Origin of the sequence: Nocardia brasiliensis NBRC 14402, from assembly GCF_000308475.2 — a bacterium.
Lineage (GTDB): Bacteria > Actinomycetota > Actinomycetes > Mycobacteriales > Mycobacteriaceae > Nocardia > Nocardia brasiliensis.
The window spans coordinates 234,179-259,498 of the sequence record NZ_BAFT02000110.1; the positions used below are offsets into that span (position 1 = coordinate 234,179).

Annotated in this window: 22 protein-coding genes and 2 pseudogenes; 19 read left to right on the forward strand and 5 right to left on the reverse strand. The window is 68.6% G+C overall.

The genetic code is table 11. The features are described 5' to 3' along the window. Positions 1-9: 9 nt before the first annotated feature. Positions 10-2,247, reverse strand: a complete 2,238-nt coding sequence (locus TY25_RS37270) for a hypothetical protein (RefSeq protein WP_042264469.1) — start codon at positions 2,245-2,247, stop codon at positions 10-12. 150 nt (positions 2,248-2,397) lie between these two features. On the opposite strand from TY25_RS37270, the gene TY25_RS37275 reads away from it, so the two are divergent. The 3 genes from TY25_RS37275 to TY25_RS37285 all read left to right on the forward strand — a co-directional run bounded on the left by TY25_RS37275 (position 2,398) and on the right by TY25_RS37285 (position 4,038). Beyond that, positions 2,398-2,877 carry a MarR family winged helix-turn-helix transcriptional regulator gene (locus TY25_RS37275; protein WP_042264471.1) on the forward strand — a complete coding sequence of 160 codons (480 nt, stop codon included), beginning with the start codon at positions 2,398-2,400 and terminating at the stop codon, positions 2,875-2,877. Between the two features lie 245 nt (positions 2,878-3,122). Then, positions 3,123-3,560 (forward strand): hypothetical protein, encoded by a 438-nt coding sequence (locus TY25_RS37280; RefSeq protein ID WP_042264473.1) that lies wholly within the window; start codon positions 3,123-3,125, stop codon positions 3,558-3,560. Positions 3,561-3,633: 73 nt separating this feature from the next. Then, positions 3,634-4,038 (forward strand): hypothetical protein, encoded by a 405-nt coding sequence (locus TY25_RS37285; RefSeq protein ID WP_042264474.1) that lies wholly within the window; start codon positions 3,634-3,636, stop codon positions 4,036-4,038. Between the two features lie 7 nt (positions 4,039-4,045). Here TY25_RS37285 and TY25_RS44355 read toward each other — a convergent pair whose 3' ends face one another. Both TY25_RS44355 and TY25_RS44730 read right to left on the reverse strand, forming a co-directional pair. Continuing rightward, on the reverse strand, positions 4,046-4,768 hold the full coding sequence (locus tag TY25_RS44355) for a Rossmann-fold NAD(P)-binding domain-containing protein (protein ID WP_226887042.1): 723 nt from the start codon (positions 4,766-4,768) through the stop codon (positions 4,046-4,048). A gap of 20 nt (positions 4,769-4,788) precedes the next feature. Beyond that, a pseudogene (locus tag TY25_RS44730) lies at positions 4,789-5,232 on the reverse strand (hypothetical protein); the annotation flags it as partial. Here TY25_RS44730 and TY25_RS44735 point away from each other — a divergent pair. The 4 genes and pseudogenes from TY25_RS44735 to TY25_RS37305 all read left to right on the forward strand — a co-directional run. Beyond that, a pseudogene (locus TY25_RS44735) lies at positions 5,113-5,685 on the forward strand (CocE/NonD family hydrolase C-terminal non-catalytic domain-containing protein); the annotation flags it as partial. The pseudogenes TY25_RS44730 and TY25_RS44735 sit on opposite strands and share 120 nt — an antisense overlap. Positions 5,686-5,978: 293 nt before the next feature. Further along, a complete protein-coding gene (locus TY25_RS37295; RefSeq protein ID WP_226887041.1) occupies positions 5,979-7,157 on the forward strand; it encodes a ParB/RepB/Spo0J family partition protein in 1,179 nt (392 codons plus the stop codon). A gap of 148 nt (positions 7,158-7,305) precedes the next feature. Further along, positions 7,306-8,319: a polyprenyl synthetase family protein gene (locus TY25_RS37300; RefSeq protein ID WP_042264478.1), complete on the forward strand. Its 1,014-nt coding sequence runs from the start codon at positions 7,306-7,308 to the stop codon at positions 8,317-8,319. 18 nt (positions 8,320-8,337) lie between these two features. Beyond that, complete coding sequence (locus TY25_RS37305; protein ID WP_042264480.1) at positions 8,338-9,426, forward strand: hypothetical protein; 1,089 nt, start codon at positions 8,338-8,340, stop codon at positions 9,424-9,426. A gap of 5 nt (positions 9,427-9,431) precedes the next feature. Here the strand turns inward: TY25_RS37305 and TY25_RS37310 are convergent, their stop codons facing one another. Both TY25_RS37310 and TY25_RS37315 read right to left on the reverse strand, forming a co-directional pair. Next, positions 9,432-10,154 carry a siderophore-interacting protein gene (locus TY25_RS37310; RefSeq protein WP_370466234.1) on the reverse strand — a complete coding sequence of 241 codons (723 nt, stop codon included), beginning with the start codon at positions 10,152-10,154 and terminating at the stop codon, positions 9,432-9,434. A 187-nt stretch (positions 10,155-10,341) separates the two neighbouring features. After that, positions 10,342-11,367, reverse strand: a complete 1,026-nt coding sequence (locus TY25_RS37315) for a ketoacyl-ACP synthase III family protein (protein ID WP_042264862.1) — start codon at positions 11,365-11,367, stop codon at positions 10,342-10,344. Between the two features lie 302 nt (positions 11,368-11,669). Between TY25_RS37315 and TY25_RS37320 the strand changes: the two genes are divergently transcribed. From TY25_RS37320 to fni, 12 genes are read left to right on the forward strand one after another with little or no spacing between them, the layout of a single operon-like run. Further along, positions 11,670-11,999: a 4Fe-4S dicluster domain-containing protein gene (locus tag TY25_RS37320; protein WP_042264483.1), complete on the forward strand. Its 330-nt coding sequence runs from the start codon at positions 11,670-11,672 to the stop codon at positions 11,997-11,999. Then, entirely contained in the window at positions 11,999-13,921 is a 1,923-nt protein-coding gene (locus TY25_RS37325) for a hypothetical protein (protein WP_042264485.1), read from the forward strand. Before TY25_RS37320 ends, TY25_RS37325 begins: the two co-directional genes overlap by 1 nt. Further along, a complete protein-coding gene (locus TY25_RS37330) occupies positions 13,918-15,102 on the forward strand; it encodes a 3-deoxy-7-phosphoheptulonate synthase (protein ID WP_063602797.1) in 1,185 nt (394 codons plus the stop codon). Before TY25_RS37325 ends, TY25_RS37330 begins: the two co-directional genes overlap by 4 nt. After that, complete coding sequence (locus tag TY25_RS37335) at positions 15,099-16,739, forward strand: (2,3-dihydroxybenzoyl)adenylate synthase (RefSeq protein WP_042264486.1); 1,641 nt, start codon at positions 15,099-15,101, stop codon at positions 16,737-16,739. Before TY25_RS37330 ends, TY25_RS37335 begins: the two co-directional genes overlap by 4 nt. A 5-nt stretch (positions 16,740-16,744) precedes the next feature. Beyond that, entirely contained in the window at positions 16,745-16,993 is a 249-nt protein-coding gene (locus tag TY25_RS37340; protein WP_162184255.1) for a phosphopantetheine-binding protein, read from the forward strand. Further along, the gene (locus TY25_RS37345) at positions 16,990-19,188 is read left to right on the forward strand and encodes a penicillin acylase family protein (protein ID WP_042264488.1); all 2,199 of its coding nucleotides are present in this window, start codon (positions 16,990-16,992) and stop codon (positions 19,186-19,188) included. The genes TY25_RS37340 and TY25_RS37345 overlap by 4 nt, the downstream gene beginning before the upstream one ends. Further along, positions 19,185-20,468: an adenylosuccinate lyase gene (gene purB, locus TY25_RS37350; protein ID WP_201773751.1), complete on the forward strand. Its 1,284-nt coding sequence runs from the start codon at positions 19,185-19,187 to the stop codon at positions 20,466-20,468. The genes TY25_RS37345 and purB overlap by 4 nt, the downstream gene beginning before the upstream one ends. Before the next feature lie 25 nt (positions 20,469-20,493). Continuing rightward, positions 20,494-21,126 (forward strand): GNAT family N-acetyltransferase, encoded by a 633-nt coding sequence (locus tag TY25_RS37355; RefSeq protein WP_042264491.1) that lies wholly within the window; start codon positions 20,494-20,496, stop codon positions 21,124-21,126. A gap of 23 nt (positions 21,127-21,149) precedes the next feature. Then, entirely contained in the window at positions 21,150-22,133 is a 984-nt protein-coding gene (mvk, locus tag TY25_RS37360) for a mevalonate kinase (RefSeq protein WP_052383450.1), read from the forward strand. Next, positions 22,130-23,149, forward strand: coding sequence for a diphosphomevalonate decarboxylase (gene mvaD / locus TY25_RS37365; protein ID WP_042264493.1), 1,020 nt, complete (start codon positions 22,130-22,132; stop codon positions 23,147-23,149). Before mvk ends, mvaD begins: the two co-directional genes overlap by 4 nt. Next, on the forward strand, positions 23,146-24,237 hold the full coding sequence (locus tag TY25_RS37370) for a phosphomevalonate kinase (protein ID WP_042264495.1): 1,092 nt from the start codon (positions 23,146-23,148) through the stop codon (positions 24,235-24,237). The genes mvaD and TY25_RS37370 overlap by 4 nt, the downstream gene beginning before the upstream one ends. After that, positions 24,234-25,319, forward strand: a complete 1,086-nt coding sequence (gene fni, locus TY25_RS37375; RefSeq protein ID WP_042264497.1) for a type 2 isopentenyl-diphosphate Delta-isomerase — start codon at positions 24,234-24,236, stop codon at positions 25,317-25,319. Before TY25_RS37370 ends, fni begins: the two co-directional genes overlap by 4 nt. The last annotated feature ends 1 nt before the right edge of the window (position 25,320 follow it).

The window sequence follows — 25,320 nt, forward strand, 5'->3', positions numbered from 1 at the left end:
CCGGGCTGGTCAGGACACCGCGGTCAGTTCGCGTTCGGGCTCGTCGGGTGTCGGGTGTTCCGGCGGCGTGGCACCGATGTCGAGCCGTCGCCGCCGCCGGTAGGCCCACTGCAGCCAGCACATTCCGGCGAGGCCGGCCAGCGCGGCGGCGAGACCGGCCTGCCAGGCCGAAGGCCGCCAGGTGAGGATCAGTTCGGCGTTCTCGGTGCCCGCCGGAATATTCACCGACACAAAGGTTCCCGCGAGCTTGTCGACCGGTAGGTCGCGCCCGCCGAGCGTCGCCTGGTAGCCGGGCCAAGCCAGTCGGGCGAAGACGACCCGTCCGCCGTGCACCGAGGAGACGCGAATACGACTGGTGACGCTGGTGCGTTCGGTCGAGATCGCGGTGGCGCCCTGCGCGTCGGCGATCAAGCCGTTGCGGGTGGAGAGCAGTCCGTCGGTGCGTTCGAGCACCCAGATGTAGCGTTCGTGCCCCGGATAGTCGACCCACTGCCAGCCGGGCGGCGGGGGAGTACGGCCGATCTCCGGATACTGCGCGCGTTGCAGGACCACGCGGTCGACCTTCATCAAATCGACAATCGTTCTGCCCGTACCTGGTTCGACCGCGAACGCGCGCCGGTACGCGTCCGGGCAGGTGCTTCCGTCCCAGCCCATGCACAGCAGCGCGCTGAACGCTGCGTGCCCGATCGGGGTGTAGGCGTTGACGTAGTCCAGGTTCATGTTCTTGGCGTAGTTGCCGAAAGCCAGTGAGCTGTAGGCTCCGGCCAGCGACTTGTCCTCGGGCCGGAGCAGACCGCGGTCGGCGAGTTGCAGTGTGACCCCGTCGAATCGGGGGAACGCCGCTTTCATCGCCGAGCGCCGTTCCGGAAACCCGTACGACAGCGGTGTCGGCGGTGCGCTGTGCACCTGCCAGTAGGCGATCGGGAACATCGCGACGATGGCCAGCACGCAGGCCATCGCCACGCCCCGGGTGCGGATCAGCCAGACCGTCGCCGCCCCCAGCGCGGCGACGGCCAAGGCTGCGACGAGATGCCATACGACCTCGTGCGGTCCCGCGGAGAACGACCGCACGAACAGCAGCCCGATCAGCACCGCGGCGGCGACCCCGCGACGCCGCCACTGCTCGAAAGTGCCATGGCGGCTGAGCAATACGCACACCAGCACCAGCAGTGCGATCGCCACCATCGGCAGCACCCGCGCGGGCCAGCGCAGTGGGCCGATCTGCCCCGGCCCCGCGCACCACATCAGCACGGCGGTCGCGAAGAGCGCCACCCCGCTGAGTTCGCGCGCCGAGGCCCGTGCCGCGCGCCAGTCGATGAACGCCAGGGCGGGAATGAGAAACCACGCGATGTAGACCATCGGTAGCGGTTGGACGTAACCCCACCAGCCGGTGAACGCCGGAACCGTGCTCGGCAGACTGGCATTGAGCGATTCCGACCACGGCACCGTGAGGAACGGATCGTTGAGGATGCGCTCGTCGCCGCGCCAGGTGATCGGCGAGGCGAGCACGCTCGGCAAATAGGTCGCGAGTCCGGCCAGTCCCGCGCAGCCCGCCGCGAGCAGCAGCCTCGTCGTCGGGGCCCATCGTCGTTGGTAGACCACCTCGCCCGCCGCCACCGCGACGACCATCAAAGCGGCTTCCACCGCAGGGAAAACGTACTGCACCGAAATCGCCAGGTACAGAAAGACAACGGTCGGTATCGGCCCGCTGCGACCACGCGCGTAGCGCACCGCGGACGCCCAGGCGTGCACCATCCAGGCCGTGCCGGTGAGCGAAGTGGCCCAACTGGATTCGTCGAAGAACAAGAACCAGCCGCTCAGCGGAAAGGCCACACCCGCCACCGCCGCCCACTGTGGCCTGGCACCGTAGGCGAGGCAGATCCGGAAGACGCCCAGTGCGGCGATGATCGAGAAGACCAGTTTCACTGCGGTGGCATAGGCGGCGAGGTTGTCGAACGAGGGTGCGAGCACGTCGACCAGGAGCTGTGGCGGGTTGTAGATCCCCGCTTCCTCCAGCGAGTAGTTGCCCGACATCCACTCCCACGGCACCAGCGCCGGGAACCGGCCCTCCCGCAGGTAACGGCCCATCATGACCCACATGGGCGCGTACTGGGCCTCGGTGTCGTCGGTGTAGAAGTGCCGCGGATTGCCCAGCAGCACAGCCGCGTAGCCCAGCACCACGCCGAGCGTGGTCACCGCTGCCCAGGTGCGAACGTGCGCTCGCGATTCGTCCGCCGCCTCTGACATCACGACTTCGAGACCTTACCGGATAGGGGCAGTGTGCAACAGTTGCCATGTGCAATATTTCTGCCGCGCCGACTCGGGTTACACCTCTCATTCGTCGCGCACGGGTGATCGGATGGGAGAATCGACTCTCACTGCGATCAAAGGGAACCGATGAGCCGCCGAACCGAGGAATCGGTCGATGAGATCACCGAGGCGCTGCTGACGGCGTCGAGGGTGCTGGTCGCGCTGTCCGCCCGGTCGATCGCCTCCGTCGACGACACGATCACCATCCCGCAATTCCGGACGCTGGTCATCCTTTCCACGCGCGGGCCCTCGAATGTGGCGGCGCTCGCGGGCATCCTGGGGGTGCGACCGTCCACGGCGACGCGCATGGTCGATCGTCTCGTCGCCGCGGAGCTGATCGATCGCAAGCCCAACCCGAATTCCCGTCGCGAGCTGATCGTCGAGTTGACCGCTCGCGGGCACGAGATCGTCGCTGCCGTCACCGAACGCCGACGCGCGGAAATCGCCGTCGTGGTCGCCGAATTGCCCGAAGCCGACCGGCACGGGCTGGTGCACGCCCTCACCGCGTTCGCCGCGGCCGGCGGCGCCACGCACGGCATCGCCGACCTCGAGAGCTATCAGCTGTGAACCGATAGGGGTTGCGGGACAGAATTGTTCGTTCGCCTGCGCGGCTCGCCGGATCGGACACGGAAGGTCACGCTATCCGGTGTGATCGGGCCAATTGTGTTGAATTCGTGGAGATTTCGGGCAGGGTTGGCGTGCCGCGCAGCGTGTCCGAAACAGGGGTATTGAACGCCTGGATGGGGTGCGGGACAGTTCGCTGTGTTCCCGAAATATTCCGGGAAATTCATTGTTGTAGAGGGGATTTCATAGTGTTCAAGAACAGACCGGTCGCCGTCGCGGCGATGATCGGCGCGCTGGCCACCGGTATTGCACTGGGTGCACCGCAGGCGGGTGCCACCGTCACCTATGTCGGTGTCGAGCGCGGGCAGAGTTTCGGTAGCTCCGAGTCCGCCCTGGGCGCCGGTTGCGCCTACTCCGTCATCGCCGAGACGGACCCGGGTCAGGAAGTGGTCTTCCTCGACGAGGCCGACGGCCGCATGGTCCGGGGAGCGTTCCAGCCGGCCGTCGTGGTCGCGGATGCTTCCGGCGTGGCACGCACCACGTGGATTCCGCCGCAGCGGGGTCAGCATCACATCTGGGTGGTCGAGTACCGGTCGGAGGAAGACTACGACGCGTATTCCCACGACACTCCGTTCCCGATCGGAACCGGCATCAGCGTCGGACCCGCGTGCGTCGTCCTGCCGTGATCCGCTGACCCCTCCGGCTGCGCACGTTTTACCCGCGGCAAGGTGGGAAGTCGCGTAGCGGAAGGAGGCAGCAATGACCGAATCGGGCAACACCTACGACCCTCCGCAGGACACCGGCGATCCGGACGCCGTCGAGACCGACCCGGCGGCGCTCAGCAGCGCCGAGGACCTCGACGAGGATCGATTGCGACTGGATCCGCAGGAGGCGGGGATGGATCCGCCTGAGCACTGGTCCGGCGCGACCAAGTACGGGATGACGCCGTGGGAGGAAAGCCACCCGCGGCCGCTGGCCGAACGGCTGGCCGAGGAACAGCCCGATGTCGCGCCGGACTCGGCACAGCCGGTCGAGGACGCCGAATCCCCCTCGGACGGCGCGGATCTCGAGGTCCGCGAGTACGAGGAAACCCTCGGCATCGCCGCGGATGTCGCGGGTGGCTCGCTGCCCGCCGGTATCCGGCAACCGTCGCCGCCGGAGTAACCGAGCGCTACACCTGGCTCTGATGGGTGGGCGTGCCGCATCGGATCGGCGCCGCAGGGGGTGCGAGCGCGGGGCTGGTACCGCACCGGCCCGCCCGCATCCCCGCGGCGAGTTCGGCGGCCACGTCGAGCGCGTCGTATTTCGGGGACCAACCGAGTTCGCGGCGCGTCCGGCCGGTGTCGGCCAGGCAGGCTTGATCGGCGAGCGTGAACCACCCGGAGTGCAACGGCTGCAAGCCCATTCGCCAACTCGCCGCCGCGGCCGCGGTCAGCACCGGCAGTGGCATCGGCAGCCGGAAGCCACCGAAGATCCCGGCCAGCGTCCGTGCCGGGACGACCGGCTCGGCCGCGAGATCGAAGGCTCCGGTGGCCTGCTGGAGCACAATCAATCGGAGTGCGGCCGCCACGTCGTGCGGGTGGACGAACTGCAACCGCAGATCGCGCCACAGCGGCACCGGAAGCAGCCGGCGCCCGATCAGATTTCGGGGCAGCCACCGGCTCAACGTCCATTCGGCCAGTTCCGCGGCCGCGGTCTCCTGCGCGATGGCGCAGGGTCGCACCCGGGCGATGCGCATCGCCGGGTGCGCCAGCGCGAACGCGTCGATCTGCGCCTCGAGTGCCGCCTTGCCCCTGCTGTAGGCGCTGTGCGGCATCCCATCCAGCGGCGACTGTTCGTCGACGCGCTGCCACCGCGGCGCGGGTGTGTGTACGCCGCGACCGAGGAGGCGCACGTCAGATGCGTGACCCCGCAGGCCGCCGCCGCGCGCAGCACGTTCGCGCTGCCGAGGTGGTTCGTCCGCCGCAGCGGGGGATCGGTGACACGCGGTTCTACCGCCCACGCCAAATGGACGACCGCGTCCGCCCCGGCGAACGCACGGGTGAGTATCGGCATGGCCGCCTGGTCGCCGATATCGCAGCGAACCCGGCTACGACATCGTGCAGAACGTGCGCATGAGCGACGGCGTCGAGCTGCATGCCTCGATCCGGTATCCGCTGGACCCGGTGACCCACGAGCCCGCGAAAGGGCCCTTCCCCGTGGTGCTTTCGAGGACGCCGTACGGGTCCTGCAACCGCGTTCGATGTGGCCGTCGAAGACGTCGCCCCCGACGGCACGGTCCGCCGGCTCACCGAGGGGTCGCTCACGGCCCAGTGCGGGACTCGACGAGGATCGGTCGTGGCGAACCGGCGCCGGCACTGTCTACGCCGCTGTCCATCAGAACACCTCGACCTCGCGGCACCCCTCGTCCCCGGCCAGGTCACCGAATTCCAGGTCCGAGTCTTGCCCACCGCCCAGAAAATCGACGCCGGCCACCGCCTGCGCATCCGGATATCCAGCGGCAACTTCCCCGCCTCGATGCCGCACCCCTCGACCTGCCCGGGCTGCTCGGTTCCGCTGTCACGCTGGCACACTCGGCCCGGTATCCGTCGAAAGTCGTTCTGCCCCTTGGGCGTGCCGCGGACAGCGGCTGGCGCTGACCAGTCGAGGGTGCCCGGGGCCTCTGTTTTGGGGGCTGTTCGGCGGTGCCGAGTTCGGATAGATTGCCGATACGTGGGGTCCAAGGGGAGGACCGGCCCGCGATTGTCGGCGATCAATTCGCTCAACATCGGGCCCTGCGGGGATTGGTTTCGGTGCCGTTACGGTACGTAAGATCAGAAGAACTGTCTGAGTCGAAAATCATGCATGGGGGTACGGAATTCCCGTGTGCGGAATAGCGGCGAACAGGCTTGCCAATTCACACACGATGAGCTTGACTTGCGACCGGGGTTATTCCGATGCCGAAGTAGCGTCTGGTGCCCTGACGTGTGTGATGTACCCGGGGGGTGAACTCGATTTCGTGACCGAAATCTGTGGTAACAGTAATCTCGGCACAGGTACCGACCGGTTGGTCATATTCGTCGGCGATGGGGACGCCGACGTGGTAGTGCCGTACCTTACAACAAATGCTTCGGACCTCGTCGGAAGCAATATCATATATCACCCTGGGTGCTCGGGTAATGCAGGCCTTGGAGCGAAAACCCGGCTGCCGTGCGCGCAACGCGGCGGCGGGGATGCCAGGAGGGATAGTTATGGACCAGATTGCTGCGGTCCGACAGAAAGCGGATGCCGCGGGTCATGGCGTACTCGAATTCGGGTCGGGCTCGGAGTATTCGGAAATCGAGCGAATTCCCATCGATGAGCTCAGCGTGCTCGATTCACCACGGATCGGCGGTGAGGATTTCACGCATGTGCGCGCGCTGTCGGAAGTGATCACCGCTTTACCTCCGATCGTCGTGCACCGGCAGACGATGACGGTGGTCGACGGCGCGCATCGCTTGCGTGCGGCGCAGCGCAGCGGGGCCGAGGTCATCGATGCGGTGTATTTCGACGGTGACGCACGAGAGGCATTCGTGATCGCCGTGCGTATGAACAGCGCGCACGGTCTGCCATTGTCGCTGGCCGACCGAAAGGCCGCGGCCACACGCATACTCGGCGACTACCCGGAATGGTCGAACCGCCGGGTGGCCGATGTCGTGGGATTATCCGACAAAACGGTCGGCGCTATTCGCCGAGGGGCAGATGCGGAATATCCGCAGCAGCCCGATGCGCGAATGGGACGCGATGGCGTGATGTATCCGGTCGAGGCCGGTGAGCGTCGGCGTCGCGCGCTGGAGTTCTTGGCCGACAAACCCGGAGCGTCGGCAAAGGAGGTGGCATTGGCGACGGGTGTTTCGCTCACCACTGCCAAGAAAGCCCGCCGGGACGTCCGGGAAAGCCGGGCGGCCGTCGCGGGCCGGGACGAACCGGGCGCCGACACCGGCACGGGCGGCGAACCGGGCGTGCCGAATGCCACGCCTCCGGCTGATCCGCAAGCCGGTGGCCGGCGCGGATCGCGAGATACCGGCGCGATCGTGCGCCGCCTGCGGGCGGATCCGTCGCTGCGATTCACCGAGTACGGGCGAAAGCTGCTGCGGATGCTGGAGGCGTTGCCCGTGGAACCGGCGGCGTGGCAAATGATAGTCGACAGCATTCCGATGCATTGCGCCCCGACGGTGGCGGAATTGGCTCGGCGGCACGCTGTGGAATGGCAGAATCTCGCCGAACGATTGGCGCGGAAGGCCGACCTCGACCGTATTTCCTGACGTTCCTTGCTAATATCCGAACAGTCACTCGATGCAGACAATCATTTCCGAACCGACTACGAATCCTTCGGTTGATCCGGGCCGCGTGGTCGAGTCGAGTGCTGTTCTCAGGAGGGGTTCGGTGTATTCAGCCAACGAAGAACGACGTATGCGGAATATTCGAGAATATCTGGATCGGTCGCGCGCGGAAGTCGAGCCGACCATGCGCGCGGCCGTGGATCAGCTGCCCGAATCGATGCATCGCATCGCGAGTTATCACCTCGGCTGGTCGGACGAGCACGGCGCGGCCACGGCCGGCAACGGCGGTAAGGCCATCCGGCCCGCGCTCGTCCTACTCGCCGCCCAGGTCGTCGGGGGTGCCGCGGCGGCGGCGCTGGTGCCCGCCGCCGCGCTCGAGCTCGTGCACAACTACACCCTGATGCACGACGACGTGATGGACGGCGACCTCACCCGCAGGCATCGGGCTACCGCGTGGAAGGTGTTCGGCCGCTGGCCCTCGGTACTCGCCGGGGACGCGCTGCTGGCCCAGGCGCTGACCATGCTGGCGGTGGAGCCGCGAGCGGAGGCCGTCCGGGGCACGGGGGTGCTGACCGGGGCGGTGCTGGCGGTGCACGAGGGCCAGTTCGCCGATCTGGGTCTCGAGACCCGCGGCGTGGTGAGCCTGGACGAGGTGACGGCCATGGTGCACGGCAAGACCAGCGCGCTGTTCGGTTGCGCCTGCGAACTCGGCGCGTTGTACGGCGGCGGTACCGAGGAGCAGATCAAATCCCTGCGCAATTTCGGTGACCATATAGGTATGGCCTTCCAGCTGGTCGACGACATGCTGGGCATCTGGGGCAGGTACGAATCGACCGGAAAGCCGGTCTGCGCGGATATCGCGGCCAGAAAGAAATCGCTGCCGGTGACCGCCGCGTTGAACTCGGCGACAACGGCAGGCGCGAAATTGTCGGTGATCTACCGGAGCGAGCGCCGGCTCACCGACGAGGAACTGCGAAACACCGCCGATCTCATCGTGGCGGCGGGCGGGCGGGCCTGGGCGGAAGCACGCGCCGAAGAAGAGATCGCCGCCGCGCTCGGTTATCTCACCGAGGCCACGGTTTCCGCCGAGCACGCCGAGCGACTCATCGATATCGCACACCTGGTCACCCATCGAGATCTCTGACCCATCCGAAAGGCAGAAATGAAATCGCGTAAGAAGTACTCGCTGGCCCGTATTGCCCTGTGCCTGCCCTTTGCCGCCGCGCTGCTGCTGTCGATGTCGGCGCCCGCGGGAGCGTTGCGTGGCACCACGCCGCCGACCCCGCTGCGTATTGCGACGCCCGCGGACATGATCGATACCTGGTATCCGATGAGCTATAACTGGCTTGCCGTGCAGAATCCGGCCGGAAAAGAGAAATTGCTGATCACCTTCGCGCTGCACAACTTTCCCGCACCACAATTGATCAGCATCATCACCGCACCGGATGGTAGTTATTACAATGCGCTCGACTACGCGCTCGATCCCTACGTCATCACCGCCGATCCGATCACGGTGCGCAACAGTCGGTTCAGCTGGAGTTTCGTGCCGGAACGCGAAGCGTGGCATCTGGTCCTGAACGATCCGATGACCCAGATCGGTGTGCCGGGTGCGGTCGCGGACCTGTGGTTCTACGACACCAAGCCCGGTGCGGCCATGACCGACGTCGATTGGGACGGGCAGAAGGTGTTCTGGGCGTCGACGCTGGGCGCGGCGAAGGTCGACGGATGGATCCGGTTCCCCGGGCAAGCCGAGCCGACCGCGGTACACGAGTGGGCGGGCGAGCAGGAGCGGATGGCGGGGTACTTCGACCTGGTGGCCGGCCACAAGGGGTACGAGTACGCGCAGGCGAGCAATCCCGACGGATCGGCCGATCAACTCTTCGCCTTCCCGCAGAAGAACGGTGACGTGCGCGGTGTCCTCGCACATACGGGCGCCGACGGCTCGGTGACGATGTGCGAACCCGATCATGTCGAACTGACCGATTGGACCACGGAATTCGGCATGGACCGCGGCGCACCCGTTGCGCCCCTGGACTATCCGCGGACCATCCGTTCCTCGTGCACCAGTGGCGACGTCCACCTCGCCCGGACGTTCACCGTCACCGAACAGCACGTGCACCCGCTGCGCTTCGGCCCTACCGACTTCACCATGGCCTTGACGACGATGGCCGACGGCCACAGCGACGTGCCCGGGTCGGTCGCGACCATCCAGCATCTGCGCAACCTCGGTTGGGAACGGCAGCGCAACTAGCGGATTCACCAGTAGCCGCGGGCCGCCAGCGAGTTCCGGGCGAGGTGGAAGTCGTTGCGCAGCACGCTCGCTACCTTGCGGGTCGTCCAGCGGTCGCAGGCGACCCAGCCGAAATGGCCGGGAGCGGCAAAGGCGGCGGCGCGGACCTGGTGCACCAGTGCCGCGCCGCCGTGCTCGCGCGGCACCCAGGTGACCTCGGTGCGCGCGGTCGCCGCGACCGGCAGGTCGCGATCGTCCTCGTGCTGCCATTCCAGCCACACCGTGGCCGGTGCGTCGCCGATCGCGGCGAGCAAGGAATTGATCGCGGGCAACGAGGCGGTATCGCCGACGACGAGGTACCCGGCGGGTGGCGGCTGCGGTATCGCGAATCGCGAGCCGCGGATGGTGGCCATGATCGTGTCGCCGACGCGGGCGTTGCGGGCCCAATTGCTCGCCCGCCCCTCGTGCAGCGCGAACTCGATATCGAAGCGGTCGCCGCCGGCATCGGGCTCGACGAGGGTGAATGCGCGCATGTGCAAACGGCTTTCGTCCGGAAACCACATGCGGACCCACATCGTCGGGTGGATCGATCGGCCGCTGAGCAGGCCGCCGCCGTGGAAGCCGAGCCGCAGGTAGTGCGGTGAGATCTCGCGGCGACCGGTCACCGTCAGCTCGAAATCGGCGACGCCCACCGCCTTCAGCAGCGCGCCGTGCAGATCCCGGGACGATTGTTTGGCGACCGTCGGCACCGCACCGACGAACCGTGACATGAGCGACTGGTCATCTGACAGTTCAGGCATAGTGGGGGACTCCATCAGAACGGTTTGCATCTGTCAATACAAAGTGTCTCATAGGTGGTCGTAGTGACTCATGCGAAAAAGGAAGCCGAGGGTGCCCGATCGGGCACCCTCGGCTTTTTGGCCAGTGCTGATGCGCCTATGGTCGCGCGTCGATCTCGACCACGGCGGCCGCGGCTTCCATGCCCGGCCCGCCGGTGAACAGCAGCACGCGATCGCCGGGGCCGACCTGTCCGGTGCGCAGCAGGTACTCGAGCCCGCGGATCTGATCGGCCGGCCCCGCGTGCCCGACGGTGCGGGTGTAATCCCAGATGCCGCGCTCGACGGCGACGCCGATGGGGTCGAGGAACAGATCCTGCAGTGCCCAGAAGGTGAACCCGTCGTGCACTACCCGGGCGATCTCGTCCATCGAGGTGTCGGCCTCCTTCAGCGTGCGCTCCACCACCTCGATCACGACCGACCCGAAATCGCTTTCCGGACGCAGCACGCCCTCGTTCATCCGGTGTTGGAAGTGGCTGGTGCGCTCCTCGAAGTTCAACGCGCCGCCGACGGTGAGGCTCGGCGGGAACATCGTTTCACCGGAGCGGTGGCGCTCCTCCAGCTCCGGCGCCGACACCGAACCGAGGGCGAGCACCCTGGCGAAGCCGCCGGTGCGCGACAGCACGACGGCGCCGCCGCCGTCCGCGAGCACGAACAGCTTGGACGCGTTCCACCGGTCGACGGTGGGTGTGCCGAAATTGTCCGCGCAGGTGAGCAGGGCGGCCGGACGATCGGAGGCGGTGGTCAGGTACATAGCCGCCAGCTGCAACGTGGACAGGAAGCCGATGCAACCGTTGCGGATCTCCATCGAGGGGACCGGCTGGTTGATGGTGCGGCGGTTGATGTAGTGCTGCGCCGACCACCCCTCCGGTCCTTGCGGGTGCACATTGGTGTGGAACACGACGCCGAAATCCGCGGGTTGCTGCCCCGATGTCGCGATCGCGATATCGGCCGCGGTGACGGCCAGGTCGGGAGCCGGGGTGGCCCCCGCGGTGGTGATCGACACCAGCTCGCTGCGTGCGCGTTCGTCGGCGTCGTACCATCCGCGGGCAACGGCGTCGGCGGTCTCGAGCTGCGGGACAGGGGCCGTCCCGATCCCGGCGATAAAGATACTGCTGGTCTTCATCGGAATGTCCTCCAAAGGGTTGGTACTGCCCCGAAAAGTTTGGGCATTTTCGAACGAGAAAAGACCGTGGAATAAGGAATACCGAAGGTCTTTCACCGAGTGGTCGACAGAATGTCCAGAGCGGACCTACTGTATCCACTGAGCGGAAGCGTACACCTCGACACACTCTGTCTCATCGTCTAAACTCGTTGTCGCCGAGGGGGTCTGAAGTTCAGTGCGGTGTGCACGGTCGGTCGTCGATCATGCGACCGGACACATACGTGAGAAACAATCAGACGCGAAATCAATCTGTGTAGGTTGCTATGAATTTGCAAGCCAATGGAAACAATACTGGATCGACCCGGGTCGATCGAGTTTCTACGCGATCGAGAAACAATTCCTGGCGTAAGCCGCCGCGGCGCATCGAGGCGTCCGAATGCATCACCTGTGATTCCTGTCTGCGCAGTTGTCCGCAGGAGTTCGGAGCGATCTTCAATCGCGGACTGGACGTCGTCATCGTGCCGGAGCTGTGCTCGGGCTGCCCGGCCTGCGTGCTGGTCTGCCCGGTGGACTGCATCTATGTCGACGAGGACTGGGTGGCGACCGGCAACGAGCTGTGGAGCCAGATCGATCCGACCGTCCGGGGGGACTGATGGTGACCACGCCGCGGCGTGCGGCCATGGCCAAGGCGCGGTTGAGCCGCCGGCCGAGCCGCCTCGGGCTGCCGGCCGGCTCGACGCCCGTCCCCGAGCACGCGGACCACGACGACGGACTGCCCGGCCTGCTCGCTCGCCTCTGGGCGGAATGCACGCGCAGTACCGAACATGCCGCCGCGCTCGAGTTGTTGCTGACCCTCGGCGGCCGAGTGCCCGCCGCGGTCCGGCTCCGGGCGCTCGCCCCGGCCGAGGAGGCCGCGGTGGCGGCGCTGTCCGGCAGGTCATGGCGACCGGTCGCCGACGGGGACCGCGACGGCGACGACCGGGCGACGGTGTTCCTCGGCGAGATCGGCCTGACCACCGATGCGCGAATCGTGCTCCGGACGCCGTCCGATCCGCCACTGATCAGCGAGCACGATCTGATCGATGGGGTGCGCCGAATCCCGTGGACGGCACGGGCGGTCGCCGACCACCAACGGCTTCTCGCCGAAATCGACACTCGCCGAATGGATTCCATCCGCGATTGCCGACAGTGGCTGACCGGTCTCGGCGGTCGCGGTCGCGACGAGTCGCTCGACGAACTCACCGAGGCGGCACTGCGTACCGCGCCGTTCATCCTGTACGAGGGACCGCACCGGTACAGCAACTTTCGCGAGCCCAACAACCTCACCGGCAAGTCGCTGTGGCCCGGCCATCCCGACTGCGTGCTCAGCAGTCTGCGCGGCCTCCCGCTCGACCTGTGGCCCGACAGCCAGGTCGTGCTGGTGGTCTGCCTGCTGCTGCTGGTCCGTTCGGCGGGCCCGGCCCGGATCGAAGAGGCCAACGGCACGCAGCTGAGCATCGACCACGTCGCGGATCTGCTGGAGGAGATCCGGCTGCGCTACAACCTGCTCCGGCGAGGTCCCGCCATCGCGGCGCCGGAATCGAAGTCGGTGGCCGCGCTGCTGGAGTTGGCGGACGCGCTTCGTACCAGGCGGGCCGAATTGGTCAACGCCGTGCAGCTGTATCGCGAGATCCACGGCGCGCTGGTGCACAAGACCGAGCGGGTCGCGGGGCCGGTGGCCGAGCCGTGCGAAGGGATCGACCGCAGACTCAGCGCGCGGCTGACCGAACTGCTACCGGTGTCGGGGCGCTCGCTCGCCGAGCTGAGTGCGGCGGTGGCCGCCCACCCGGACTGGCTGGCCGCGCGGCACGGGGAGTTCGGCTCCGGACTGGAATCGCTGGTGTACGAGACGGTTTCGGCCGCGGTGCGGGAATTCGGGGCCGACTTCGCGATGAGCAGGGGGCTGCGGTCGCTGCCCCGTCTGGTCGCGGCGCTGCGCAATGCGGACTGGGCCGAGATCGTGCGATGGGAGATCGCCGACTACTTCTGCTGCGTCGTGCCGGACCCGGCCGCCCGCGCGCATTTCGGCGGTTCGCCGGTGCGGCTGGCCGATATCGCGTGGTCGATGGCGGCGCGGATGCAGTACAACTCCTGGCATTTCATCGCGGGGAATCTGCCCGAGACGCCGGAGGTGCGGGCGCGGGACTACTTCTTCCCGCCGGGGATCCCGGATATTTCGCACTTCTCGGATCTGCACCATCACGGGCACATCGCCGGGCATGTCCGGTTCACCATCCGTAGCCCGCGGCCGGTGCGGGTGCTGGACCGGGTCTTCAACGGGTTCGTCGACCTGCGGCTGCTGCGCTGTCTGGGACCTGCCTTCGATGAGCAGGAATTACTTGCCGCCCAGCGGGTTTCGTCGTTCATCGCGCGGGCGACCGAACAGGCCGCCGCGCTGGCGGCGAACGGGCGGCAGCTCGAGGTCACCGCATTCGACACCGCGTGGCACTGGGCCACGATCGCGGGCTCGGCGCCCGAACCGGATATCGAACCGGTCGGGGCGCCGGTCACTCTGCACGAAGGACATCGGCTATGACGTCGTCAGCGCAAATCCGAGCAGTGCCCGTCGCGGCGCAGCAACCACCGTGGGACGCACACCCGGACATCGGCCCGGTCCGTCAGACGTTGACCGTGCTGCCGGAGCTGGTGCCGCCGTGGGAGATCCGGTCGCTGCTCGCCGCGCTGGCTCGCGTCGAACGCGGCGCCGCGCTGCTGCTGCACGTGGGTGAGTGCGCCGAATTGTTCAGCATGGCCAGCCCCACCCATATCGATCGCAGGCTGCTGCTGTACCGGCGGCTGGCCGATCGGCTCGCCGAGCGCAGCGGCCGCGAGGTGGTCCTGCTGGCGCGGATGGCCGGACAGCACGCGAAACCACGCAGCCAGCCCTACGAGACGTTGCCCGACGGCAGCCGGGTGCTGACCTACCGCGGCGACGCTGTGAACGGTGTCGCCTGCTCCGCGGACGAGCGCGCCCCGGAACCGGCCCGGCTGTTGGAGAGTTACGGCCGTTCGCATCGCACCCTGGTCTACCTGCGCAGGCATCAATACCTGGGCCGCCCGCTGTTCGTCTCACACGAGGCGCTGCTGCGCGACTACGAGGAGCCGCTGACCCGCGACCACGGCGTCCGGTACGCGGCGAGCGCGCACCTGGTGTGGATCGGGGACCGGACCCGCGGGGCCGTGGACTGGCATATCAACTGGGCCGCGTCGATCGCCAATCCCGTTGCGGTGAAGCTCGGTCCGACGACCGAGGCGCACGAGCTGACCGAGATAGTCCGCACACTGAACTGCCCACCGGTGCCGGGCCGGCTCGGCCTGATCGCACGGATGGGCGTCGGCCACACCGACCGGTTGCGCGCCCTCACCGGTGCGCTGTCCGCCCTCGACGCGGCCGCGCTGTGGGTGTGTGATCCGATGCACGGCAACACCATTCGGGCGGGCGAACGCAAGACACGGCTGCTGCGCGATATGCGCGCCGAGATCACCGCGTTCGTGACGATCCTGACCGCGGCCGGTGTACACCCCGCGGGTCTGCATCTCGAGGTCACCCCGGACCAGGTCCGCGAATGCGGCGCCGACCAACCGGACGCCGATCCGGGCGACGCGCCGCCGTGCGATCCGCGGCTGAATCCGGACCAGGCGACCACGATCATCGACCACTTCGCCGCGGAGCTGGCGGCTCGCGCGCTGACCACCGAGGAGAGGCGTTCATCATGACGCTCGACGGATTCACGCCCTGGCCAACGGATTTCGCCGCGCGATACCGCGAACTCGGCTACTGGGGCGCCGACACGCTGGCCGATCTGCCCCGACGCTGGGCCGAGACCTTCGGTGCCGCAACGGCGTTGGTGCATTTCGGCACCGGCGCACGGATGGACTACGCGGAACTCGATCGGCGCATCGACCGGATGGCGGCCGGGTTCCGGGCACACGGTATCGAGGCGGGGGACCGGGTGGTGGTCCAGTTGCCCAATCATCCGGAGTTCGTCGTCACGGTGTTCGCCCTCATCCGGCGCGGCGCCATCCCGGTCTTCGCGCTGCTGGCGCACCGCGGCAACGAGATCCGGCATCTTTGTCGCAGCGTCGACGCCACGGGATTCGTCACGCCGGCGCGCTACCGCGGCTTCGATCATCGGGAACTCGCGGTGGACGCGCTGAAGAACTGTCCGAGCCTGCGTACGGTTTTCGTCGCCGGCGAAGCGGACGACGGGGTCGAGTCCGCGGTGTCGGACCGGTTCGTCGCGCTGGCCGAGGTCGACGCGGCGCCCGCCGCTTTTCCGGCGCCGCATCCGTCGGAGGTGGCCTTCTTCCTGTTGTCCGGCGGGACGACGGCGATGCCCAAGCTGATCGGCCGGACCCACTACGACTACTGCTATCAGACCCGCGTTCTCGCGGATCTGGTGCAGTTGACCGCGGGGGATGTCTATTTGGCGGCGCTGCCGGTGGAATTCAACTTCACCTGGGGATCTCCGGGGGTGGTGGGCACCCTGTGCCGCGGCGGCACCGTGGTGCTGGTCGACGACCCGAACCCGGACGATTGCTTCGCCGCGATCGACCGGGAGCAGGTCACCGTCACCTCGCTGGTGCCCGCGATGGCTCAGCTGTGGCTGGAGATCGCGGAGCTGGAACCACCGCGGCTCTCGACGCTGCGCCTGCTGCAGATCGGTGGCGCACCGCTGCAACGCAGTGTCGCCGAACGTGTTTCGCCCACCCTGGGGTGTGCGCTGCAACAGGTGTTCGGCATGGCCGAGGGGTTGCTCAGCGTGACCCGGCTCGACGATCCCGTCGAGACCGTGCTCGGCACGCAGGGCCGGCCGATCTCGCCCGGTGACGAGATCCGCCTCGTCGACGACGCCGATGCCGACGTGCCGCTCGGGCACACCGGCGAACTGCTCGCCCGCGGCCCGTACACGCTGCGCGGATATTTCCGAGCGCCGGACCACAATCGGAACGCCTTCACCCGGGACGGCTTCTTCCGGACCGGCGATCTGGCGCGCCTGAGCGCCGCGGGGAATCTCATGATCGAGGGGCGCCGCAAGGACATCGTGATCCGCGGCGGCAACAAGATCTCGGCCACCGAGCTGGAAGGGTATCTGCTCGCGCATCCCGCGGTCAGCCGGGTGGTCGTGGTACCGGTGCCCGATGTCGATCTCGGCGAGGCGACCTGCGCGTGCGTGCAACCGATCGCCGAGCCGCCCACGCTGTCGGAATTACGAGAGTTGTTGCAAAGCAGCGGTGTTGCAGAATACAAATGGCCCGATCGACTGGCGATCGTGACCGCGCTGCCGCTGACCGGCCTCGGCAAAGTCGACAAGGCTGCCCTGGCGCGAACTGTGCTCGCGGCGGGGCGGTGAGCCGGGTGACCACACCGGACCTGCCCACCCTCGCCGAGGTACGAGCGCTCGTCGCGGACATGATCGGGACGACGCCGGAGGCGGTGCCGCTCGACGCCGATCTGCACGCGCTCGGCGTCACCTCGATCGGCATGATGCGCTTGGCCAATCGGTGGCGACGCGCCGGTATCAAGATCGCCTACGCAGATCTGGTGGCCGACCGGCGGCTGATCGCGTGGCGGCGATATCTGGCACCGGAACAGGAATCGCGATGAGCGGCACGGTATTCGAGGTTTCGGGCCTGGCCGCGAGCGTGGACATTCTCATCGATCGCTGGGGTATCCCGCACATCTACGCGACCACCGTCGACGACGTGTTCTTCGCCCAGGGGTTCAATGCCGCGCGGGACCGCCTGTTCCAGATCGATCTCTGGCGGCGAAAAGCCCTGGGCCAGTTGGCCGAGGTGTTCGGCCCGGATTACGTCGACGAGGATCGCGCGGCCCGCCTGCTGCTCTTTCGCGGCGAAATGGACGACGAGTGGCGGGCCTACGATCCGCACACCCGGGGCACGGTCGAACGATTCGTCGCGGGCATCAACGCTTACCTCCACTGGCTCGACGTACACCCCGACCAGCTGCCGCCCGAATTCGGCCTGGCCGACTACCGGCCCGCGCGGTGGTCCGCCGCGGACGTGGTGCGACCACGCGGGCACGCGCCCGCCTATGGACTGCTCGCGCAGCATCGCCGGGCCCTGGTCACCGCGGCCGCGGGCGTCGAAGCCGATCTCGTCCGCCAGCCGCTCGCGCGCGGCCACCGGCCGGTGGTCACCGCCGAGACCGTCCTCGATATTCCGGAGACGGTGCTGCGCGACTACCTGCTGGCCACCGGTCGGCCCGGGCCGCTGCCGGGGACCGCGTCGGGCAGCAACTGCTGGGCGGTGGCGGCGAACCGGACCGGCACCGGCCGCCCGGTGCTGGCCGCCGATCCGCATCGGGGCTACACCACCCCCGCGCTGCGCTACCTGGCGCACCTGTCCGCGCCGGACCTCGACGTGATCGGTGCGGGCGAGCCCCAGACGCCGGGAATCACGCTCGGGCACAACGGCACCGCGGCGTTCGGATTCACGGTCTGCCCGATGGTCTCGGAGGAGCTGCTGGTCTGCGCACTCGATCGGGAGCCGATCAGCACGGTGTTCGAGACCATCGAGGTCCGCGACGAGCCGCCGCGCCGAGTCCCGCTGCGGTTCACCGCGCACGGGCCGGTACTGGACATCGATCCGCAGCGTGGCCGCTGCTACGTGCTGCGCACCACCTGGACCCAACCGGGCACCGCACCGTATTTCGGCAGTTTGGCCTACCTCACGGCCACCAGTTGGACCGAGTTCGACAAGGCGCTCGAATCGTGGCGGCTGCCCGGCGAGACCCATGTCTATGCCGACGTGGGCGGAACCATCGCGCGGCGCACCGCGGGGCTGATCCCACGGCGCGAGGCGGTCACCGGCCTGCTGCCCCGGCTCGCGCCTGCCGTCCCGGAGGCCGAAGGCTGGTTCGCCCCTGCGGATTTCGCGACGGCGGTGGATCCACCGGAGGGCTTCGTGGCAACCGCGAACCAGTGCAACGTGCCCGACGAACTGCCGCTGCCCACCTACGAGTGGCCCAGCGATGCGCGATATCGACGGATCGTCGAGGTGCTGTCGGCGCCGGGCGACCACGCCCTGGACGACAGCGCGCGCTTGCAAACCGATCTGCTGTCGGTCACCGCCCGTGCGGTCGTCGCGTTGCTGCGCGAGTCGGATTTCCCCGCCCCCGACCGTGTGCTCGCCGCCGCGCTGCGGCTGCTACGTGGCTGGGACGCCGTCGAATCGGCCGACTCGGCCGCCGCCGCGCTCTACGAGGTGTGGTGGAGCAGCAAGCTCGGGCCGGCGTTCGTCGCCGCGTGTGTGCCCGCCGCGGCGGTTCCGGCGATTGCGCGCCCGCACACCCAGGCCGTGCTGGACTGGCTACTCGATCCGCCCGATGCCGCCGAGCGGGACCGCCTCGTAGCGGTCACGCTGCGGGAGGCTTGGCACGAGGTCGCGGGCCTGATGGGCGCCGACCCCGCCGCATGGGCATGGGGTCTGCTCCATCGAAGCCCGCAGCCGCACCTGTTCGAACATCTGGACTGTGCGCTCGGCGTCGAGCCGATGCCGGTGGGCGGCTCCGATTCGACCGTGGCGGCAGCCGCCTACGTGCCGCCGGACTTCAGCACGGAAATCGGTGCGTCGATCCGGCTGCTCATCGATGTGGGCGCGTGGGACAACTCCCGGTGCGTCAACACACCGGGCCAAGCGGGCGATCCGGGTAGCCCGCACTATCGGGATCTGCACAAAGCCTGGGGTACAGGCGATTACGTGCCGCTGCTGTATACCCGCGCCGCCGTGGAGCGCGCGACCGAACACCGTATCCGGCTGGAGCCGAGGGACCGGCCATGAGCCATTCCTTCGCCCTCGCGGACATGGCCGCGCTGTGGACCGAACAGGCGCGCTACGACACCTGGACGCGGGTCGAGATCCTGGTCGCCGAGGCGCAATCGGCGATCGGGCGCGTGCCGGCGGACGCCGTCGCGGACATCCGCCGCGCACCGGCCCCGGCGGCGGCCCGGGTGCGCGAACTGATCGCCGAACGAGATCACGAGGTGCTGTCCTATCTCGCCGCGTTCTGCGACCCGATCCCGGCGGCTTCGGCGCGCTGGGTGCACCTGGGGATGACCAGCTATGACCTGGTCGATACCGCACTGGGCCATACGCTCGCCCAGGCCGCCGACCTGATCCTCGATCAGGCGCGCCGGTTGCGTCGCGTCCTGGCGGACCTCGCAGCCGCGCAGTGGGAGACGCCCTGTGTCGGCCGTACCCATGGCATCCACGCCGAGCCGACGACTTTCGGGCACAAGCTGGCCGGATTCGTCTTCGCCGTGGATCGTTCGGTCCGGCGCTTGGTCGCGGCCCGGGAAGCAGTGGCGGTCGGCACCATCTCCGGCGCGGTCGGCACCTACTCGTTGATCGATCCGGCCGTGGAACGAATTGTCTGCGAACGGCTTTCGCTGGCTGTCGAACCGGCACCGAGCCAGGTCGTGGCGCGGGACCGGCACGCCGAGCTGGTACAGGCGGTGGCTCTGCTCGGGGCGTGCGTCGAGCAATTGGGTCTCGAGTTGCGGCTGTTGCAGCGCACCGAGATCCGCGAGGTCGAGGAGCGCCGGACCAGTGCCTACCAGGGGTCGAGCGCGATGCCGCACAAGCGCAATCCCACCGGCAGCGAGCGCCTGTGCGGGCTGGCCCGGGTCCTGCGCGGTCAGGTCGCGCCGTTCCTGGAGAACGTGGCGCTGTGGCACGAACGGGATCTGGCGCACGCCGCCGTGGAACGGGTCCTGCTGCCCGAGATTCTCACCCTCGGTCACTACCAGGCGGCGCTGGCCGCCGATCTGGTCGAAACCCTCGAGGTGCGCCCGGATCGGATGCGCGCGGCGCTGGCGGCGACCCATGGGCTGATCTACAGCTCGCCGGTGCTGGCCGCCCTGCTGCGCGACGGAATGGACCGCGAAAAGGCCTACCGGACCGTCCAAGCCGCGGCCGGCCGCGTGACACGGGGTGAGCTGGACTTCGGCAGCGCGCTGGCCGAGGCCGGTGTCACCGCCGAAGTGCGGGAGCCCGAACGGTTTCCACTCGATCACGGGGTCGTCCTGCGGCGCCTGCGCGCCCTCGACCTCACCACCTGAACCACGGAAGAAGGTACCGGACCGAATGACGATCACATTGCCCGCCGTCGCATGGCAGACCCCCGCGACCTTGACCGGCGAACTCGTACAACTGGAGCCGATCGGATTACCGCACGCCGCCGACCTGCTGGCGATCGCCGAAGACGAGGTGTTCGAGCATCTTTCGATCACCCGGCCGCGAGACCGCGAAGCCGCCGACGGAATGGTGCGGACCATCCTGGACAGCTGCGCCGCGGGCAACCGGGTGTGCTGGGTCCAGCGCGATATCCGGGACAGGCGCGCCGCGCCGGTGGCTGGGACCACCTCCTACTACGAGATCAGCCCGGTGAATCGCAGTGTGGCAATCGGATTCACCTGGCTGGGTCGGGCGTGGTGGGGGACCGGCATCAACGTCGAGTCGAAGCTGCTCCTGCTGCGGCGGGCCTTCGACGAACTCGGCGCCGTCCGCGTCGTCTGGCACACCGATATTCGCAATGTGCGGGCCCAGCGCGCGATCGAAGGTCTCGGCGCGCAACGCGAAGGCGTGCTGCGCAAACACAAGCGCCGCCCCGACGGCAGCTGGCGCGACACCGTCCAATACGCGGTGACCGACGACGAGTGGCCCGCCGTCCGGCAGCGGCTCACCCGACGGCTGGGCGATGCCGCGCAGGGCCACTGAGCGTCTACAGGAAGGTCAGGAGGATGCGCGAACATCCGATCGGTATCGGCTTCGCCCACGGGAAAGTCGTTCTCTTCGGTGAGCACGCCGTGCTGTACGGCGTTGCGGCGGCCGCGATTCCGGTCAAGCAGCTCACCATGCAGGTGACCGCCTCGCTGTCGGCGGCCGACGACGAATGCTGGGTCACCTTCGCCGGGCCCGGCGCCCTGCCCGCGGTCGATCCGCGCCGCCCGGCCGGCGCGCCGATGCGGGTGCTCGTGTCGAATACGCTCGCGGCGCTCGGCAGCCGGCACCGTGGCGTGAATCTCGTGGTGGACTGCGGCATTCCGCAGGCGCGGGGCCTCGGCTCCAGTGCGGCGGGCGCGCGGGCGGTCGTGCTGGCACTGGCGGATCTGCTCGATCGGCATATCGAGCCGGAGGTCTGCCACTATCTGATCCAGTCGTCCGAGCAAGCGGTGCACGGGAAGTCGAGCGGCGTCGACGCGGCCGCCGTCGCGGCGTCCCGGCCGATCCTGTTCCGCGACGGGGTCGCGACCGACCTCGCATGGGGTGTCGACGCGCTCGTCGTGATCGCCGACAGCGGCGTCGCGGCCAGTACCCAGGACGCGGTCGGGCAACTACGCCGGCGGTTCGAACAGCACCCCGGCCGGCAGGCGGAGTTCGTGGACCGGGCACTCCGGATCGTGCGCGCGGCCACGGACGAGCTGGCGCGTGGCGATCTCGACGCCGTGGGCCGGGCCTTCACCCGGAACCATGAGCTGTTGCGCGACGTCGAGCTGAGCAGTGCGGCTTTGGACGCTCTGGTGGACAGCGCGGTAGCCGCGGGCAGCCCGGGCGCCAAACTCACCGGCGGCGGACTGGGCGGATGTGTGCTCGCGCTGGCGCGAGATCTGCCGCAGGCGAGCGAGATCGCCACGGCGTTCCGGCGCGCCGGCGCCACGGCGACATGGACGGTAGCGCCCGGCCGGGTGCTGAGTATGCCCGAATTCGACGGGAGCCGACCGTGACTCGCGGTGCGGCGGCCGGGCGGTCGGCCACGGCGGTCGCGCACCCGAATATCGCGTTGATCAAGTACTGGGGCAAGCGCGACGAGGAGTTGATGCTCCCCGCGACCGACAGCCTGTCGATGACCTTGGACATCTATCCCACGACCACGACGGTGCGGATGCTGCCCACGGCAGACCGCGATGACGTGTACCTCGACGGGCAGCCGGCCGTGGGTGCGGCGGCCGCCCGGGTCGTGCGGTTCCTCGATGTCCTGCGCGCGGCGGCGGGCCGTCCGGATCGCGTCCGCGTCGATTCGCGCAACACCGTGCCGACGAGCGCCGGATTGGCTTCTTCGGCCGCCGGATTCGCCGCGCTGGCCCTGGCCGGCGCCGCCGTCTTCGGCCTCGACCCGGACCCCACCGCGGTGTCCCGGCTGGCCCGGCGCGGGTCCGGCTCCGCCAGCCGGTCGCTGTTCGGCGGCTTCGCCATCTGGCATGCGGGGGAGGGCGACGGCGCGGCCGGGGACCGGTCCTCCTACGCCGCGGCCATCGACGGCGACGCGCTCGACGCGGCGCTGGTCGTGGCCCTGGTCGACACGGGGCCGAAGGTGATCTCGAGCCGGGAGGCGATGCGCCGGACGGTCGATACCTCGCCCCTGTACCCGGCGTGGGTCGACGCGAGCAAACCGGACCTGGTCGAGATGCGCGAAGCCATTGCGGCGGGCGATCTGCCGGTGGTCGGAGAGATCGCGGAACGCAACGCGTTGGGCATGCACGCGGTCATGCTGACCGCGCGGCCCGCCGTGCGGTATCTCACCGCCGCGTCGTGGACCGTCATCGACCGCGTCGAAACGCTACGCCGCCGCGGTGTCTGCGCGCACGTCACGATCGACGCCGGGCCGAACGTCAAAGTGCTCTGCGCACGCGCGGATGCCGCTCAGGTAGCGCGGGCACTCGCCGAACTCGACTGCATCAAAACCATCGCCGTCGCCGAGCCCGGCCCCGGCGCGCGGCTGATCGCCGGGGGACAGCCGTGATCGTTCACCGTGCGCCCGGAAAGCTGTTCGTGGCGGGAGAATTCGCGGTCGTGGAGCCGGGCCGGTCCGCGGTGCTGGTCGCCGTGGACCGGTACGCCGAGGTCGCGATCGCGCCCGGCACGGATCCGGCCGCGGAAGTGACTGTTCGCAGCGATCTCTCGGGGACGGCACGGTTGCGGCGGGTAGGCGGGCGGCTGGTGGCCCTCGACAGTTCCGGCGCGAACCTCGGCCACGTGATCACGGCGATCGAGACGGTCGAGCAGTTCGCCGGTGAACTCGGTCGCGGTCCGGCGGCCGTCGAGCTGACCATCACCAGCACCATGCATGAGCGCGGCACCAAGTTCGGACTCGGCTCCAGCGGGGCCGTGACCACGGCGGTGGTCGCGGCGTTGTCCGAGTTCCTCGGTATCGAACTCACTGCGGCGCAGCGGTTCCGGCTCGCACTGCTCGCGTCCGTCCGGCTGGATCGCCGCCCGTCCGGCGCGGACGTCGCGGTGAGCACCTGGGGTGGCTGGCTGGCTTACCGTGCGCCCGATCGCGAAGCGGTACACATCCTTTCGGCCCGGCACGGGCTCCGGCACGCGATGCATGCCGACTGGCCCGGTCTGTCGATCCGCCCGTTGCGCGCGCCGCCCGATGTCGACCTCCTGGTCGGCTGGACGGGTACCCCCGCATCGACCGGCGCACAACTCGCCAAGGTGTACGGAGGAGATGTCCGAGCCAGTGCGGCCTACCGGACCTTCCTGCGGGAAAGCGGCACGTGCGTCGCGGCACTCGAATCCGCGGTGCGTGAGGGCGATTCGGCATGGCTGCTGCGTGGCGTGCGCCGATGTCACTCGATCCTGCGCGTTTTCGACAGCGCGGCGCGGCTCGGCATTTTCACGGAGCGGCTGACGGCTCTGTGCGCGACGGCCGAGGCCGCGGGCGGCGCGGCCAAACCGTCCGGCGCGGGCGGCGGCGACTGCGGTATCGCGCTACTCCACGGCGACGCGCGCACCGCCGCGACGGCACTGAGCGAGCAATGGCAGGCACAGGGCATCCGGCCCTTGCCCGTGGCGATTTCCACCTCGGCAGGAGCGGCGCGATGATCGGTAATCGCAAGGACGACCACGTCAAATTGGCTGCCGCACAGCAACGGTCGCCTGCGCGAACGAACGACTTCGACCATGTCCGATTCGTGCACCACGCGCTGGGCGCCGTCGATCGATCCGACGTCGTGCTCCGCGCGGGCTTCGCGGGCGAGACGTGGCAGGCGCCGCTTTATGTCAACGCGATGACCGGTGGGTCCGTCGCCACGGGACGGATCAACCGGGACCTCGCCATCGCCGCGCGGGAGACGGGTCTCGCGATGGCGACCGGTTCGCTCAGCGCGTATCTCAAAGATTCGGCGACCGCCGACACGTATCGAGTTGTGCGCCAAGAGAACCCGAAGGGCTTTCTGATGGCGAACGTCAACGCGACCGTGTCCGTAGACGACGCGCGCCGCGCGATCGATCTGCTCGAGGCGGACGCGTTGCAGATCCATCTGAACACCGTGCAGGAAATCGTGATGCCCGAAGGGGACCGCGAGTTCGCCTACTGGGCCGCGCGGATCGAGCAGGTCGTGCGCGGTGTCGACGTGCCGGTGATCGTGAAGGAGGTGGGTTGCGGGCTCAGCCGGGAAACCGTTTCGCTGCTGCGTGACCTGGGCGTCTACGCCGCCGACGTGGCAGGCCGTGGCGGCACCGATTTCGCGTCGATCGAGAACAGCAGGCGCACCGCGGGCGAGTACGCGTTCTTTGCCGACTGGGGGCAGTCCGCACCGGCCTGCCTGCTCGACGCCGCGGCGGTGGGGGTGCCGTTGCTCGCCTCCGGTGGCGTCCGTCATCCCCTCGATGTCGCGCGCAGCCTGGCGTTGGGCGCGGTGGCGGTCGGCGTTTCCGGACGCTTCCTCAGCGTGCTCGTCGAGCACGGGGTCGACGGGCTGATCGCGGAAATCCGTTTGTGGCTCGATCAATTGACCGCGTTGATGACTGTGCTGGGCGCCGGCACCCCCGCTCAGCTGACACAGTGCGCCCTGCTGATTTCCGGAGAGTTGCGCGAATTCTGCGCAGTCCGAGGCCTTCCGGTCGGCCACCTGGCGAACCGGTACCCGCCCGCGGCCGGCATCGGCGGCGGGCATGACGGGTGAC